13 protein-coding genes are annotated in these 15522 nt (G+C 72.7%); 2 read left to right on the plus strand and 11 right to left on the minus strand.

Translation table 11 applies throughout. From position 1 onward, the window contains the following. Window positions 1–65: 65 nt before the first annotated feature. The 6 genes from eda to B0B15_RS03835 are packed head-to-tail and all read right to left on the minus strand — an operon-like array spanning window position 66 to window position 5175. Window positions 66–698: a bifunctional 4-hydroxy-2-oxoglutarate aldolase/2-dehydro-3-deoxy-phosphogluconate aldolase gene (gene eda / locus B0B15_RS03810; RefSeq protein ID WP_076673410.1), complete on the minus strand. Its 633-nt coding sequence runs from the start codon at window positions 696–698 to the stop codon at window positions 66–68. Further along, complete coding sequence (locus tag B0B15_RS03815) at window positions 695–1420, minus strand: SDR family oxidoreductase (protein ID WP_076673411.1); 726 nt, start codon at window positions 1418–1420, stop codon at window positions 695–697. The genes eda and B0B15_RS03815 overlap by 4 nt, the downstream gene beginning before the upstream one ends. Further along, window positions 1417–2922, minus strand: coding sequence for a xylulokinase (locus tag B0B15_RS03820; protein ID WP_076673413.1), 1506 nt, complete (start codon window positions 2920–2922; stop codon window positions 1417–1419). The genes B0B15_RS03815 and B0B15_RS03820 overlap by 4 nt, the downstream gene beginning before the upstream one ends. Before the next feature lie 3 nt (window positions 2923–2925). Then, window positions 2926–3894 (minus strand): shikimate dehydrogenase family protein, encoded by a 969-nt coding sequence (locus tag B0B15_RS03825; RefSeq protein ID WP_076673415.1) that lies wholly within the window; start codon window positions 3892–3894, stop codon window positions 2926–2928. Beyond that, a complete protein-coding gene (deoC, locus tag B0B15_RS03830) occupies window positions 3891–4571 on the minus strand; it encodes a deoxyribose-phosphate aldolase (protein ID WP_179078791.1) in 681 nt (226 codons plus the stop codon). The genes B0B15_RS03825 and deoC overlap by 4 nt, the downstream gene beginning before the upstream one ends. 1 nt (window position 4572) lies before the next feature. Continuing rightward, on the minus strand, window positions 4573–5175 hold the full coding sequence (locus B0B15_RS03835) for a glucose-6-phosphate isomerase family protein (protein WP_076673418.1): 603 nt from the start codon (window positions 5173–5175) through the stop codon (window positions 4573–4575). Between the two features lie 137 nt (window positions 5176–5312). On the opposite strand from B0B15_RS03835, the gene B0B15_RS03840 reads away from it, so the two are divergent. Continuing rightward, on the plus strand, window positions 5313–7766 hold the full coding sequence (locus B0B15_RS03840) for a glycoside hydrolase family 2 protein (RefSeq protein ID WP_076673420.1): 2454 nt from the start codon (window positions 5313–5315) through the stop codon (window positions 7764–7766). A gap of 54 nt (window positions 7767–7820) precedes the next feature. Here the strand turns inward: B0B15_RS03840 and B0B15_RS03845 are convergent, their stop codons facing one another. The 3 genes from B0B15_RS03845 to B0B15_RS03855 are packed head-to-tail and all read right to left on the minus strand — an operon-like array spanning window position 7821 to window position 10602. Next, on the minus strand, window positions 7821–8750 hold the full coding sequence (locus tag B0B15_RS03845) for a phosphotriesterase family protein (RefSeq protein ID WP_076673421.1): 930 nt from the start codon (window positions 8748–8750) through the stop codon (window positions 7821–7823). Further along, window positions 8747–9703 (minus strand): NAD(P)-dependent oxidoreductase, encoded by a 957-nt coding sequence (locus tag B0B15_RS03850; RefSeq protein ID WP_076673423.1) that lies wholly within the window; start codon window positions 9701–9703, stop codon window positions 8747–8749. Before B0B15_RS03850 ends, B0B15_RS03845 begins: the two co-directional genes overlap by 4 nt. Beyond that, window positions 9700–10602, minus strand: coding sequence for an SIS domain-containing protein (locus B0B15_RS03855; RefSeq protein ID WP_076673424.1), 903 nt, complete (start codon window positions 10600–10602; stop codon window positions 9700–9702). The genes B0B15_RS03850 and B0B15_RS03855 overlap by 4 nt, the downstream gene beginning before the upstream one ends. Before the next feature lie 74 nt (window positions 10603–10676). Between B0B15_RS03855 and B0B15_RS03860 the strand changes: the two genes are divergently transcribed. Next, window positions 10677–11438 (plus strand): SDR family NAD(P)-dependent oxidoreductase, encoded by a 762-nt coding sequence (locus B0B15_RS03860; protein WP_076673426.1) that lies wholly within the window; start codon window positions 10677–10679, stop codon window positions 11436–11438. Window positions 11439–11571: 133 nt separating this feature from the next. On the opposite strand, the gene B0B15_RS03865 is transcribed toward B0B15_RS03860, so the two are convergent. Continuing rightward, the gene (locus tag B0B15_RS03865) at window positions 11572–14091 is read right to left on the minus strand and encodes a family 78 glycoside hydrolase catalytic domain (protein WP_076673427.1); all 2520 of its coding nucleotides are present in this window, start codon (window positions 14089–14091) and stop codon (window positions 11572–11574) included. Beyond that, on the minus strand, window positions 14088–15398 hold the full coding sequence (locus B0B15_RS03870; protein ID WP_076673429.1) for a DUF3863 domain-containing protein: 1311 nt from the start codon (window positions 15396–15398) through the stop codon (window positions 14088–14090). The genes B0B15_RS03865 and B0B15_RS03870 overlap by 4 nt, the downstream gene beginning before the upstream one ends. Window positions 15399–15522 lie beyond the last annotated feature (124 nt).

Genomic DNA, 15522 nt, shown 5'->3' on the forward strand with positions numbered 1-15522 from the left:
GCGCGCGACCACGCCCGCGCCCCGCCGCGTCGTCACGCGGGGCACGGGCTTGCGTGAGGAGAGTCTCAGGCCGTCATGACCCCGACCGCCGCCGTCGCCTCCGCCGACAGGGCGCGCACGGTCTCGGCATCCCCTGCGGCGAGGGCCGAGGCCGGAACCATCCACGACCCGCTCACCGCGAAGACGGACGGCAGGGCGAGGTACTCGGCCGCGTTCGTCGCCGAAACGCCGCCGGAGGGCAGGAAGCGCACCCCGGGGAAGGGACCCGCGAAGGCCTTCAGCGCCGCGGTGCCGCCGACGGCCGCGGCCGGGAAGACCTTCAGGTGGTCGAGGCCGGCGGCGATCGCGCGCTGGATCTCGGTGGCCGTGGCGATGCCGGGCACCAGCGGGACGCCGCGCTGGGCGGCGCGTTGCGCCACGGCGTCGTCGAACCCGGGGGAGACGAGGTAGGTTGCCCCCGCGTCGACCGCCGCGTCGACCTGTGCGGCGGTGAGCACGGTCCCGGCGCCGACCGCGAAGTCGGACCGGCCGGCGACCGCGCGGATCGCGTCGAGGGCCGCGGGGGTGCGCAGGGTGATCTCGGCGCACGGGATGCCGCCGGCGGTCAGCGCGTCGGCGAGATCGGGGGCGAAGGAGGCGTCGTCGAGCACGACGACGGGGACGATGCGACTGCCGTTCAACACGGTGGAGGCCCTCACGCGTCCTGCGAGGTGGGCGCCACGACGATCTCGCGGAAGCTCACGTGCTGCGGCAGCCGGTAGGCGGTGAGGATGGCGGAGGCGATGTCGTCGGGGACGAGTCCGCCGCCGATGCTCCTCTTGTAGTCGTTGTAGCCGTCCAGTACGTCACCGGCACCGGTGTTGCCGAGCAGGCCGGTGTCGACCATGCCGGGCGCCACGAGCAGCACGCGCACGCCGTGGGCGGCGTTCTCGCGTCGCAGGCCCTCGGTCATCGCGTGCACGGCGTACTTCGTGCCGTTGTAGACGACGTGGTTGTCGTAGAGCTGCTTGCCGGCGATCGAGCCGATGTTCACGATCGTGCCGCGCCCACGCTGTCGCATGCCCGGCAGGACGATCTGGCTGTTCTTGATCAGGGCGACGCAGTTGACGTCGAACTGCTCCTGCACGAGGGCGGGGTCCTGCTCGGCGACCGACGACAGCGCCATGAGCCCCGCGTTGTTCACGAGGAGGTCGACGGGGCCGAAGCGCTCCTCGGCGCGAGCGATCGCGGCGGAGACCGCGGCGGTGTCGGTCACGTCCGCCGCGGCGAGCTCGGCATCCGGAAGGTCGAGCGCCTCCATGGGGGCGAGACGCCGCGCGATGAGCAGCAGCGGGTGGCCCGCGGCCGAGAAGGCGCGCGCGGTGGCGGCGCCGATGCCGGAGCTGGCGCCGGTGATGACGACGAGGGGCAGGGAGGTCACGGGGTCTCCTTCGGAGAGGATCGGGCGAACAGGACGGCGGCGTCGGCCGCCGCGGTGAAACGGTCGCGCAGGGCGTCGTAGGCGGTGACGCCGTCGGGGTCGGGTAGGAGTCGTTCGAGCTCGACGTGGGCGTCGTCGACGGCGTCGAACGAGGTCCACGTCCCGGAGCCCACGAACACGAGGGCGGCGGCTCCGAGGGTCGCGGCCTGTTGGTCGACGGACGTGCGCACGAGCGTGGTGTCGAGCACGTCGGCGTAGATGCGATTCCACGCGGCGGAGCGCGCGCCGCCGCCCGAGACCAGCAGCTCCGCGGCGGGCAGGCCGCTCAGCGCGCGGATGTGGCGCAGACTGCGGTCGAGGGCGAACGCGACGCCCTCGAGGCACGCGCGCACCAGGTCGGGCGCCCCGGTGCCGAGGTCGAGTCCGTGAAGCGCTCCGCGCACCGCGCTGCCGCCCTCGAGCGGGGTCCCCCCGGCGAGCGAGGGGATCATCGTCGCGCCGCGTGCCCCGCGCGGGCTTTCTGCTGCGCGGTCGATGAAAGCTGCGATGTCGGTGTCCGGAGAGAGGATGCCGTGCAACCACGTGAGAGTGGTGCCGCTGCTGAAGGTCGACAGGGCGCTGATGAAGAGACCGGGCACGGCGTGACGGAAGACGTAGGGTCGCGTCGCGACGTCGACCACCGGCGCGGCCGAGGTGACCGTCATCCAGCTCGACGAGCCGAGGGCGGCGTAGAGACGGCCCTCGCGCGTGCCGCGGGAGCCCAGGGCCATCGCCGCGTTGTCGACGGCGCCGGCGTGCACGGGCACCCCGGCGGGAAGGCCCAGGATTTCGGCGGCCTCCGCGCGCAACGTGCCGACGACGTCGGACGCCTCACGCGGGTGGGCGAACAAGGAGCGGTCGACCTCGGCGGCTGCGAGCACGTCGTCGGAGTAGTCGCCGGTGGTCAGGTCGTAGGCGCCGGTGCCCGAGGCCATGGAGTGGTCGGTGGCGACCTCGCCCGTGAGCTGCAGCGTGATCCAGTCCTTCGAGCCGAGCAGCCACCGCGTCCGCGCCCAGGCCTCGGGGTCTTCGCCCCGCAGCGTGCGGGCTTTGAAGACGGGGTACAGGGCCGCGCCGAAGCCGTTCCCGGTCCGCAGATACCAGTCGCTCTCCTCGATCCGCTCGAATACGTCGGCGACGTCGCCGCGGGTGTCCGACCAGATCGGCGTCGTGCGGCTCACGAGCCCGCCGCCGGCGTCGACCTGCACGACGCCGAGGCTCTGGCCCGACAGGGCGATGCCGATCACGGCTTCGCGCGCACCGGGCACCGCGGCCAGCACCGCGCGCGTCGCCGAGGCCACGGCATCCCACCAGTCGTCGGGACGCTGCTCGGCACGGCCGGGAGCCGGGTGCAGCGTCGGGTACGACACGACGGTCTCCGACACCGAGCGGCCGTCGGCGGACCACAGCGAGGCCTTGCAGCCGCCGGTGCCGAGATCGAGCGCGAGAGCGAGGGGCCCCATACGTCAGCGGGTGGCCAGCGCGAGGTCGCTCAAGCGCTCGAAGGACGGGCCGGCGGTGGGGATGTCGATGTCGAAGACCTCGGCGATGACCTGCGTCCACCCGTGCACGAAGTAGGTCCACCCGTCCTCGACCTGCAGCGCGCGAGCGTCGGCCTGCGCGCGGGCCTGATCGAGGAAGACCAGGTCGCCGCGGTAGTTCAGATCCCAGGCGACGCCGTTCTGCGGGAACACCGCATCGTCGGGGAGGGGGGAGCCGGGTGCGTCCTTGCCCAGACCCGTGGCGTTGACCACGAGGGAGTGAGGAGCGAGGTCGGCGAGGACGCGGGCGTTGTCCGCCGGGGTCGGGGTGAGGCGGTACTCGAAGCGCGTGTCGGTCGGCAGGCCCGCGTGGATCTCGCGCAGGTGGTCGAGGCGCTTCTCGGAGCGGTTCGTCACGACGATGCGGGCGGGCCGGTCGAGTCGGCGCTCGCGTTGCGAGAGGTACCAGCTGATCGCGATGGTGGAGCCCCCGGCGCCCAGCAGCAGCGCGTCGGCGGGGCCCGCCGCCCAGAATCCGGCCGGGAGGAACGCGTCCAGCGCGAGACCGCTGGAGATGGGGTCCTTCGCGTGGCAGACGAGGCGGCCGTCGCGCTTGGACAGGCAGCTGGTCTCGCCCATGAGGGCCGCGAACGGATCGATCTCGTCGAACAGGTCGCGGCACGCGGAGAAGAGGTCGATCTTGTGGGTGGTCACCAGAGCGCCGACGCTGAGCGGGTCGGCCGCGATGAACTCCACCACGCGGCGGTAGTCGGCGGCGGGCGCGTGCAGGGGCAGGTCGATCCCCTGCAGCACGGCACCGTCGAGTCCCAGGTGCTCCGCCCAGCGGGGGAAGACGTGCTGGATCGAGGAACGTCCGGTCGTCACGCCGATGAAGTACAGCGTCGGCGCGGTCGCCGGCCGCAGGGTATCGGCGGTGAGGGTGGCAAAGGTCATGGCTTCTCCTTCGAGGCCGAAACGGCGAGCAGGGCGGCGTCGGCGTTCATGCCGAAGCGGGTGACGCCGAGTCGCGCCATCTCGCGGACGGTGTCGATGTCGCGCACGCCACCCGCCGCCTTCAGCGCGGCGCGGCCCGCGGCACGCTCGGCGATGAGCCGGATGTGGGCGACGGTGGTGGGCACGCCCGACCAGCCGGTGCCCGTCTTGATCCACGGGATGCCGGCCGCCACCGCGGCGTCGACCCCGCGGCGGATGGCGTCGTCGTCGAGCCGACCGACCTCGAGGATCGCGCGCAGCGGCACGCGGCCGTCGACGACCTCGGCGACGGCGATCAACTCGCGCTCGACGTAGGCGTCGTCGCCCGAGCGCAACCGGCCGATCGCCACCACGACGTCGAGTTCCTGCGCGCCGAGCTGCAGCAGCTCGGTCGCCTCGGCCACCTTGGTCGCCGTGGTGGCTCCTCCGCTGGGGAAGGCCACCGGCGAGCCCGCGAGCACGGTGCTGCCCGCGAGGCGCTCGCGCAGGTGGGGCAGCCAGTTCGGCAGCACGTGAGCGCTGACGAAGCCGCCGGCGATCGCGCGCCGGGCGAGCTCGTCGACGTCGTCGCGATCGTGCTGGGCCTGCACGCAGCTGATGTCGATGTGACGGGCGAGGTCGCTCAGCACGGTCTGCACGTCAGGCACGGTAGCCCCCATGATCGGGATTGGCGCGGGTCGTCCAGCCGGTGCCGTCGGCGACGACGAGTTGCCGCATGCCGCCCGCATCGGCGATCAAGCCGTAGTCCTGCCCGGCCTCGGTGGCGTAGGCGAAGAGCGTCACGAGGGTGTCGTCGCCCACGTTGACGCTGCGGTGCACCCAGCCGCCCGGTACGTGCACGGCCACGCCCGGGGTGATGGGCACCGCGCGTGCGTCACCGTCGACGGACTCGAGCAGCATCACGCCGGATCCGGCCAGGCCGTAGTACAGCTCGGCGAACTCCGACTGCGCGTGCAGGTGACCGCGGGTCATGGCGTATTCGTCGCCGATGCGGCCGGGCTGCAGCACGCTGAGTCCGATCGTGAGGGCGCCCCGCCCGGTCTCGGGGGTGCTGCTCTCGACCCAGTAGACGGGCTCCCCGGTGTCGCGGTCGAGGGCGGAGGCGTAGGCCGCCTCGTCGCGGTAGACCCCGGCGAGGTCGCCCAAGTGCTTCTCGTACCGTTCGGAGCGTCCGTCGAGCAGCCCGCGGGCGGCATCCACGGTGAGCCGGGCCGGTTCGGCCGGTCGTGCAGCGGCGCACATCAGTGGTTCTCCTTCGCGCGCGGCCGCGACGGTCGCGCTGAGTAGTGAGACTACAAGAAAGGCGGTCGAAGGGGCAATTCCCGGGGATAGGTGCACCATTGAGGGCGGCCAGGGGTAGTTGTGCTACTTCTGGAGCAATGAGCTTTCTCGAACTCACCGCCGAGTGGACCGTCCGACATGAGAGTGGAGACCTGCCCGCGGCGTTCGCGCGGATCGGCGGGCGGTCGGTCGCGGCGACCGTCCCCGGCGTCGTGCACACCGACCTCCTCGCCGCGGGACTCATCCCCGACCCGTACGTCGACGACAACGAAGCCCTGCTGTCGTGGATCGGAGAATCCGACTGGGTGTACGAGACCGCCTTCTCCTGGACGGACGACGGGGAGAGCGTGCACGACCTCGTCGCCGAGGGGCTCGACACCGTCGCCCGCGTGATACTCAACGGCACCGAGATCGCCCGGACCGTGAACCAGCACCGCACCTACCGGTGGCGTGTCGACCACCTGCTGCGCGAGGGCGAGAACCGCCTGCGCGTGCATTTCGCCTCGCCCCTCGCCTACGCCCGCGAGCGGGAGGCCGTGCTGGGCGAGCGTCCCCACTCGTACGTCCACCCCTTCAACGCCATCCGCAAGTCGGCGTGCAACTTCGGATGGGACTGGGGTCCGGCTCTGGTGACGTGCGGGATCTGGCGCCGCATCGGCATCGACGGGTGGAGCGGTCACCGTCTCGCCGCCGTGCGCCCGCAGACCGGTGTCGACGGCGACCCGCGACGCCTGCGCGTGCAGGTGGAGCTGGAGCGCGAGAGCCCCGGCGACGTCGTCGTGCGCGCCGCCGTGCAGGGAGCGGTCGTGGAAGCCACCGCCGCCGGCGCGCAGACGCACGTCGTGCTGGAGGCGGACGTGACGGATGCCGCGCTGTGGTGGCCGCGCGGTCACGGCGAGGCGGCGCTGCACGACCTCCGCGTCTTCACCGACGCCGCTCGGTGGACGGGTCGCATCGGCTTCCGCGTGATCGCGATCGACACCACCCCCGACGACGACGGCGTCCCGTTCACTGTGCGTGTCAACGGCCGCGACGTCTACGTGCGGGGGGCCAACTGGATCCCCGACGACACCTTCTTCCCACGCATCACGCGTGCGCGCCTGACCGAGCGCTTCGCCGACGCGACGGACGCGGACATGAACCTGCTGCGCGTCTGGGGCGGCGGCATCTACGAGTCCGACGACTTCTACGACCTGGCCGATGAGAACGGCATCCTCGTCTGGCAGGACTTCCTCCTCGCGTGCGCGGCGTACAGCGAAGACGCCGAGCTGTGGGAGGAATTCGCCGCCGAGGCGCGCGACAACGTCACCCGCCTGTCGAGCCACGCGAGCCTGGCGGTGTGGAACGGCGGCAACGAGAACATCTGGGGCTGGGTCGACTGGAAATGGCGCCCGCGCCTGAAGGGGGCGGCCTGGGGCGACGGGTACTACCAGCGGCTGTTCCCCGCGATCGTCGCCGAGCTCGCGCCCGCGACGCCGTACTCGCCGGGCAGTCCGTACGGCTTCAGCCGCTACGTGCATCCGAACGACCCCGCGCACGGCACGACCCATATCTGGGACGTGTGGAACCAGGTCGACTACGCGGTGTACCGCGACTACCGCCCGCGCTTCGTGTCGGAGTTCGGCTTCCAGGGCCCGCCGGCGTGGTCGACCCTGTTCTCGGTCGTGCACGACGACCCCGCCGACCCCTACGGTCCGCTGATGCTCGTGCATCAGAAGGCCACCGACGGCAACGGCAAGCTCGAGCGGGGGCTGGGTGCGCACATCTCCGCCCCGCGCTCGATCGACGACTGGCACTGGGCGACCCAGCTCAATCAGGCCCGCGCCGTCGCGTTCGGCATCGCCCACTTCCGCTCGCTCCATCCGCTCAATCAGGGCGCGATCGTGTGGCAGCTCAACGACTGCTGGCCGGTGATCTCGTGGGCGGCGGTTGATTCCCTCGGCATCCGCAAGCCCCTCTGGCACGCGCTGCGGGCGGTCTACGCCGACCGCTTCGCGTCGTTCCAGCCGCGGGAGGGAGCTGTCGTGCTCGCCCTCCACGACGACCACGACACCGCCTGGACCGGTACGGCGGTGCTGCGACGGGTGACCCTCGACGGCGCGGAGCGCGCCCGCGTCGAGGTGGCGATCGACGTCGCGGCGCGCGGGGCCGCGGTGGTCGCCGTCCCGCCCACGCTCGCCGCCGTCGACGACCCCGCGCGCGAGGTGCTCGTGGCCGACCTGCCGGGCGGCGGTCGCGCCCTGTGGTTCTTCGACGAAGACCCCGGGCTCGCGCTCGACCCCGAACCGGTGGCGGTGTCGGCGGCGGCCGTCGACGGCGGCTACGAGGTGACCGCCGTCGCCCGCTCGCTGGTGAAGGACCTCACCCTGCTCGTGGATCGCGTGCACCCCGGCGCCCGCGTCGACCGGGCCCTGGTCACCCTGCTGCCGGGGGAGTCGGCGGTGTTCCGCATCGCCGCGCCGGAGGGCCTGGATGCCGCGGACTTCGCGCGAGCGCCCGTGCTGCGCTCGGCGAACGACCTGCTGCCCGCCGGGGCGCCGGTGCGCCGCTGATCGCCTCCCGGCCGCGCTCCCCCCAACGGAGCGCGGCCGGGACAGCCGGTCGGCTCAGCGCCAGGTGAGCCAGGCGGCCGGATTGCGCCGCAGCACGGCGTCGGCCAGATCGTCGCCGCCCTCTCGGCGCAGGCGCGGCACGAAGCGCTCGCCGAGGTAGCGCAGACCCGGCATCCCGCCGTAGGCGGCATAGCGCGTGCGCCGGGCGACGTCGCCGCCGAGCAGGATGCGCTCGCCGCCCCCGGCCGCCGCCGTCGCCCGCAGGCACGCGAGAACGACCGCGTCGGGGTGCTCGCGCGCCCGCGCCGGTCCGTCGTAGCCGAGGAAGGCGCCGGCGGCCGCGAGTTCGGCGTGCAGGCCGGGGTCGGGGTTCCGGTCGATGTGCGCGAGCGCCACGCGGTGCGCCGGGACTCCGGCCCGCGCGAGAGCCTCCAGCACCTCGAACGCCGCCGTGCCGTGCTCGAGATGCACCATGACGGGCGCGCCCGTGGCGGCGTGCGCCTGTCCCACGGCCTCGATCACGCGCGCCGACAGGGCATCGATGCGCCAATAGCCGATCCCCGCCTTGAGCACGCCGGCGCGCACGGACGGATCGCGCTCTCCGCCGGGCTCGGCCGCCCCCGCGGTGAGGTCGGCCTCGAAGGCCGCCGCCAGGTCGTCGACGCCGAGACCGAGCAGGGGGTCATCGTCGCGGTAGTGCTCGCGTCGGTGCAGGCCGGTCGTCAGCACGACCGTCACCCCGGTGGCCCGGGCGATGCGGCTCGTCGCGGCCGGCCGGCGCCCGAGGCCCAGGGGCGTGGCATCCACCATCGCGTCGAAGCCGGATGCCGCGAACTGCCGCGTCTCTTCGCGGGAGGCGTCTTCGTCGTCGAGTTCGTCGCCGGGCAGCAGCGGCGACACCTGGAAGAGGTGCTCGTGATAGTCGACACGGCCGAGGGCTTCGGGTGCGAGGTCGCCGACGACCGTGCGGACGGAGCCGATCATGCCGGGACGAGGTGCGCCGGGGCGGTGCCGGACAGCAGCGCGAGCATGTCGGCGACGGCCATGCGCCCCATGCCGTCGACGCCCTCGCGCGTCTGCGCGCCGAGGTGTGCGGTCACGATCACGCGGTCGACCAGATCGTCGGCGAGCAGCGGTGACGAGGTCTCACCCACGTTCTCCACCGCCAGGGTGTCGGCGGCGTAGGCGCTGACCCGGCCCTGGCGCAGCGCCCGGGCCACGGCGTCCTCGTCGACGAGATCGGCGCGCGCGGTGTTGACCAGGAGCACGGGTCGGTCCGAGGCCGCCAGCCACGCGTCGTCCACGACGGTCCGACCCCCGGGCGCATGTAGTGTCACGACATCGCAGCGCGTTGCGAGGGTCCCGGTGTCGGCGCGCTCGATGCTCGAGAAGAGGGGATCGGCGGCGTCGACCCACGGGTCCACGCCCAGCACGGTCGCGCCGAAGGCCCGCAGATGCTCGATCACGAGGCGCCCGATCCGCCCGAGGCCCACCACGCCGACGGTGAGCGCCGACAGCTCCCGCGCGGGGGCGCCCGACCAGTCGCCCACGCGCACACGGCGGTCGGCGGCGGGGATGCCCCGCAGCGCGGTCAGCAGCAGCGCGATGGTGTGCTCGGCGACGGCGGCCGAATTGGCCCCCGGGGTGTTCGTGACGGGGATGCCGCGCGCCGCCGCCGCCGCGAGGTCGACGTTGTCGACCCCCACGCCGTAGCGTGCGATGCCCCGCAGGTGCGGTGCCAGGTCGAGGTGGCCGGCGGTGACGGGACCCGTGCCGGCGATCCACCCCGCGGCCTCGGCGAGCAGGGGTGCCAGCTCGGCCGGGTCGTGCGCGGCGCCGGCCCGCACGACGCGATACCCGGCCTCGGCCAGCGCCGCCTCGGCGTCGAAGGCGCCCGAGCCGAAGGAGCGGGAGGTGACCACGACGGTGGGGGTCACACCGGCTCCGCGGGGGCGTCGTCGGCGTGGCGCATGGCGGCCAGTTCGCTCTTCATGCGGCGCACCGCGGCGGTGTGCTCGGGCGAGCGGCGGAGGGCGACGGCGGTGGCGAGGATGTCGATCACCACCAGACCGGCCAGTCGACTCGTCGACGGGGTGTACACGTCGGTGTCTTCGAAAGTGCGCACGATCAGGGCGATGTCGGCGAGTTCCGACAGCGGGCTCGTGCGGCCGGTGAGCGAGATCACCGTTCCGCCGGCCTTCTTGGCGGCGCGGGCCACCGTGAGGGTCTGCTCGGTGTGCCCGGTGTTGGAGATGGCGACGGTGACGCTGCGCGGGCTCGACATGGTCGCCGCGATGAACTGCTGGTGGAAGTCCTCCGGCGCCTGGCAGGGGACGCCGAACAGCGGGAACTTCTGTTGCGCGTCCTGGGCGATGACCCCGCTCGCGCCGAAGCCGACGAAGAGGATGTCGCCGGCATCCAGGATCGCGGCGATCGCCTTCTCGACGGCGGCCGGGGCGAGTGTGCGGCGGGCGCGGTCGAGGCTCGAGATCGTGTGGTCGAAGATCTTCTCGGCCACGTCCGCGGGCGCGTCGGCCTCGGTGATCGACGAGTGGGTGATCGGCAGCCCCAGGGCGAGCGTCTGCGCGAGTTGGATCTTGAAGTCCTGGAACCCCTCGCATCCCACCGAGCTGCAGAAGCGCATGACGGTGGGCTCGCTCACCTCGGCGGCCTCGGCGAGGCCCGCCATCGTGAACTGTGCGGCGCTCACCGGATCGTCCAGGACGATGGCGGCGACGCGCTGCTCCGACCGGCGCAGCAACGGCAGTTGCCGCGTGATGCGCTCGAGGAGGGTGTCGGTGGACTCTTCGCTGGCCTGCTCGACGTCGAGGGTCATCGCGAGCTCCTTCCATGTAGTATGGCTACATCTTAGCGGATCCACGCTCCATGGCGGAGCGTCGAAGGGGGACGATGATGTACCGGGAACGGCTGGAACTGACGGATCGCGTCGCGGTGGTCACGGGCGGCTCGCGCGGGATCGGTCTCGCGGTGGTGACGGCGCTGGTGGAGTTCGGCGCGCGCGTCGTGATCGCCGACGTGCTCGACGACCTCGGCGCCGAGGCTGCGGCATCCTTCCCCGATGACCGCGTGTCGTACGTGCACCTCGACGTCACCGACGAGACCGCCGTGGCGGCGGTTTTCGCCGAGGTGGCCGAGCGCCAGGGATCGGTCGACATCCTCGTCACCTCGGCCGGCATCGCCAATCACCAGCCCTCGCTCGAGCTCGAGCGCGAGACGTGGGATCGCGTCATGGCGGTCAACGCGACGGGGACCTTCTGGTGCGCCCGCGAGGCCGCGCGGCGGATGGGCGCGCGCGGCGGGTCGATCGTGGCGATCGGCTCGATGTCGGGTGAACTCGCGAACGCGCCCCAGCGCCAGGCGGCGTACAACGCCTCGAAGGGCGCGGTGCACCTCGCGGTGAAGTCGCTCGCGATCGAGTTCGCGGAGCAGAACATCCGCGTCAACGCGGTCGCGCCCGGCTACGTCGGCACCGAGCTCACCAAGCAGGGCGTTCCCGGCGAGTGGTGGGACGACTGGGTGCGCCGCACCCCGATGGGCCGCCTGGGCGCGCCCGAGGAGATCGGCTCGCTCGTCGCCTTCCTCGCCTCGGATGCCGCGTCGTACATGACCGGATCGGTCGTGCTCATCGACGGCGGATACGCCGCCTGGTGACCCGTGACGGTCCGCGCCGGCACCCCGGTCGGGGTCGGCGCGGACCGTTCGTGTGTTCGTCGCGTGCGGGCCGCCGGGTCGCCCGCGTCGCCGGAGTCGCAGCACCGGAGCCGGAGCGCCGGCGCCGCCGTGGTCACACGGCGACCGCCGGCAGCGCGGCCCGCACCTCGTGCACGCCCGCCTCGACGCGCCGACGGAGCCCGGGCAGCTCGATCACGGCGCAGACCCCGATCGGCACGGTGCACGACAGCACGACCTCGGCGCCTTCGACGCGCCAGCTGACCGACAGGTCCCCCTGGGGCGTGCGCACGCTCGCCTCGGCCCGGTCGATCGCGGTGCCGATCACGCGCGGGGCGACGAGGGCCTCCCGCCACCCGGGCTCCCGCGGCGAGAGCCCCGCGACATCGGCGTAGAGCCAGTCGTCGATGGTGCCGAGGAAGTAGTGCCCGCGCGAGCGCGACTCCTCCTTCCAGTGCTCCCACAGCGACGTCGCGCCGCGCTCGACCCAGAACCCCCAGCTCGGGAACGTGGTCTGCAGGGCGACGCCCACGGCCACGTCGACGTGCCCGTACCGCGTCAGCTGCGGCAGCAGGTGCTTCGTCGCGAGGGCTCCGGTGGACAGGTGATGGTCGCGCTCGACGACGTCCCGCGCGAGGCGATCGGCGGCGCGCCGGCGGTCGGGCTCCGGCAGCACGTCGAAGGCGAGGGCGAGCACGGTGTGCGCCTGGCGGTACCCGGCGTCGCCGACCCCGCGCACCTCGGCCGAGTCGGCATCCCAGAACTCCCGCACGAAGGCGTCGCGCGAACGGGCCGCGGCGTCCTCCCATTCCCGGGGGTCGTGACCGAGCACGCGCGCCATGAGCGCCGCGGTGTCGCACATGGCGATGACGAATGCCGTCGCCGCGATCCGCGTGTCCTCCGGGGCGTTGCCGCCGCCGGCATCCGTCTCCGGGCTCACCCAGTCGCCCAGCGTGGTGTCGAAGATCCCGTCGACTCCGCGCGACAACTCGAACCGCAGGTAGTCGCGCGCGTCGGGCCAGGCGGCGGCGAGCACGCGCTCGTCGCCGCGCTGGCGATGGATCTCCCACGGCACCAGCAGCAGCGCCGCGTGCCACGTGGGCGCCGGCGACCAGTCCATGTGCCACCCGCCGTGCGGGGCGATCACCTCGGGCGCTCCCTCTCCGTGCCGCGACGCCGCGATGTCGTCGACCCACTTGGCGAGCAGTTCGTGCACGTCGAGGTTCTGCAGCATCATCTGCGCGCCCACCATGCCGTCGCCGGTCCACCCGTTCTTCTCGTACTTGGGAGTGTCGGTGGGGATGCCGTGCAGGTTGTTGAGGATCGTGCGCACGGTGAGCTCGTGCAACGTGTCGAGCAGCGCTGACGAGCTGGCGAACCGTCCCGTGCGCGGCGCGCGCGTGTGCACCACCCGCGCACGCAGGGTCGGCAGCCGTCGCGCCCGCACCTCCACGTGCTGGAAGCCCTGCCAGGTGAACCGCGGATGCCAGTGCACCGGCGCCTCGCCGAGGGTGACGCGCACGGTCTGGAACCGGCCGTCGAAGTACCCTTTCTCGTCGTCCGCGTTGGGGGTGCCGTCCTCGCGCAGCGACTCGCCGAATCGCAGTTCCACGACCTCGCCCGCCGCCCCTTCCGCGTCGACCTCGACCCATCCCGCGATCACGCGTGGGAACGACACGACCCAACGGCCGTCGTCGAGGGGGGTCACCGCCGACGGCTCCATCAGCTCGCCCTCGACGATCGGCGGCTGACGCTGCACGATCGGCCGACCGCGTGGTCCGTCGACGGGCCGCGCCGGCATCCATCCCCCGTCGTCGAAGGAGGGCGTGCTCCACCCGGTGGGGTCGAGTCGGGCGTCGAAGTCCTCTCCGGCGTAGAGGTCGTCGAAGGCGGTGGGGCCGGATGCCGTACGCCAGTGCGGTCCGCTGGCGATCACGCGCTCGCCGCGCTCGTCGCGCAGCAGCAGGAGCACGCGGGCGCACGGATCGGCGTGCCACGGGGCCCGCTCCCAATCCCACGTGTTGCGGCCGCGCATGCCGTAGAAGCCCCGGCCGAGCTCGACGCCGATCGTGTGGCGGCCGGGGGAGAGCCGCTCGGTCACGTCGACGAGCGTGTACTGCGCGGTGACGTCGTAATCGGTGAACCCTGGTCCGAGCACGCTGTCGTCGACCGCCCGCCCATCGAGTTCGACGCGGGCGAGACCGCCGGCGGCGACGACGAGGTAGGCCTCGGCGACCGGGGCGTCGAGCTCGAACGTCGCGCGCAGCAGGGGGGCGGCGACGCTGTCGGGCGGACCGCCGATGAACTCCGCCCCGCGCCAGTCGTCGTCGGTCACGGCGGTGACGAAGCCGCCGGTGGCGACGGCGTCGCCCGCGGTCGTCGTCACCACCACCGTCCACGTGTGCCGTCGGAGCGGACGCAGGGGCGGCCCCGCGTAGGCGACGTCGACGCTGCGGTCGGTGTCGATCCGGCCCGAGCTCCAGACGACGCCGTCGGCGTCGGCGACGGTGAGGCGATAGGCCGTCTGCCGCACGCCCGCGGCGTCGGCGTGCAGCGTCCAGCCGAAGCGGGGCTCAGCGCCCACGCCGACGGGGTCGACGGTGTGCTCGACCGTGAGGTCGCGGACCGCGATCACGAGGTCACCCGCAGCGCTGCCAGTTCGGGGGCGGCTCCCCAGGTGGCATCCAGGGCCTCCTCGACCTCGGGGTGGGTCGAGAGGAAGCGTCCGAGCGGCACCGGTCGGTCCTGCGGGCGCGTCTGCTTCTGGTTGATCTCGCCGAGCAGGCTCCAGCGGCGGTCGCCCAGCTGCTGCGGCTCCCCGGGGGCGTCGGCGTACGCGGTGTAGTCGAAGACGTCGACGTCGTCGCCCGCACGCACGACGCCGAGCCGGAAGTCGGCGCCCATGAACCACGTCACCGTCTCGCCCGCCGTCGATCCCTGCACTCCGGAGCCGGTCTGCTCGAGCAGATAGGCGAGCCCCTGATTGTCGGGGTGACGCTGTCGCCACTCCTCGCCGAACCGGCCGATGGTGGTGACCTCGAGGTCGCTCCAGCGCTCGCGCAGACCGCGCAGCCAGCCAGCCCAGGCGTCGAGCGTGGTCGGGTCGTGGTCGAGACCGCGGGCGACCTCGCTGATCTCGTAGTTCACCGTCAGCCAGCCCAGCCCGTTGCGTTCGACATTGCGCTCGTTCAGGTGCGCCTCGCTCGTCGCGTGCAGCTCGCGCAGCGCGTCTTCGCGCGGCAGGCGATGCAGCGTCTCGATCGGACCGAGGCCGAGGCGCGAGTTGAACGCCGTCGACATCCCCGCCCCGCGCGCGGCGACGAGGTCGACGGTCCACCCGTCGAGCTGCACCGCATCGATGCGGTCGTCGCCGCGGCCGGGCACGAGGAAGTTCCGCCGCGAGGGGTAATAGGGGTACGCGAGCGAGCCGTCGCCGTCCTGCAGGTCGATGTCGAACTGACTCCAGATGTTCCCCTGCACCGAGCGGATGCCGAGATCCCGGGCCGCCGCGATGTTGTCGGCGGAGAGGAAGCCGGCGACCAGCGACGTCGTGGGGCGGTCGAAGTGCGTGTGCAGGAGGTCGACGGCATCCGAGATGTCGCGCGCCACGTCGTCGCGGGTGCCGTAGAGATTGGCGAAAAACCCGCCGGGGACGAAGGTGACGTCGTCGTCGTGATCCGCGGCGATGCGGGCCAGGGTCCGGCGGATATCGCGATAGCGGGGCGAGTCGTCGGTGAGGGCGCCCCATGACAGTGCCCAGGTGAGCGAGGCGTCGGGGACGGCGTCACGGACGGCGTCGGAGAAGCGCTCGACGAGGGCGGCCGAATGAAGGGGGGTCTCGTCCTCCCAGAGGGAGCGGTCGCGGGTCGCCTCGATCTGGTGGCGGCGCACGATGGTGTTGATGGTCAGCCGGCGGCCGATCGGCGTCGAAGGGAAGTCCATGAGGCGACACCCTATTAGCGCGAGCACGTGAACGCGTAGTCTCACTAGCGATTCGAGCAGAAATCAGCGGCTTCGGAGATCTGTTACTGGCGTTCGCCGCGACTTTGTGTAGTATCGCTACCAA

The sequence above is a fragment of the Microbacterium sp. RU1D genome (assembly GCF_900156435.1).
GTDB lineage: Bacteria > Actinomycetota > Actinomycetes > Actinomycetales > Microbacteriaceae > Microbacterium.

Excerpts from the sequence above, each read along its gene's own strand:
- B0B15_RS03860 (WP_076673426.1), top strand. The coding sequence starts at position 10,677 with ATGATGTACCGGGAACGGCTGGAACTGACGGATCGCGTCGCGGTGGTC.
- B0B15_RS03835 (WP_076673418.1), bottom strand. The coding sequence starts at position 5,175 with ATGTGCGCCGCTGCACGACCGGCCGAACCGGCCCGGCTCACCGTGGAT.
- B0B15_RS03825 (WP_076673415.1), bottom strand. The coding sequence starts at position 3,894 with ATGACCTTTGCCACCCTCACCGCCGATACCCTGCGGCCGGCGACCGCG.
- B0B15_RS03840 (WP_076673420.1), top strand. The coding sequence starts at position 5,313 with ATGAGCTTTCTCGAACTCACCGCCGAGTGGACCGTCCGACATGAGAGT.
- B0B15_RS03820 (WP_076673413.1), bottom strand. The coding sequence starts at position 2,922 with ATGGGGCCCCTCGCTCTCGCGCTCGATCTCGGCACCGGCGGCTGCAAG.
- B0B15_RS03870 (WP_076673429.1), bottom strand. The coding sequence starts at position 15,398 with ATGGACTTCCCTTCGACGCCGATCGGCCGCCGGCTGACCATCAACACC.
- B0B15_RS03845 (WP_076673421.1), bottom strand. The coding sequence starts at position 8,750 with ATGATCGGCTCCGTCCGCACGGTCGTCGGCGACCTCGCACCCGAAGCC.
- B0B15_RS03855 (WP_076673424.1), bottom strand. The coding sequence starts at position 10,602 with ATGACCCTCGACGTCGAGCAGGCCAGCGAAGAGTCCACCGACACCCTC.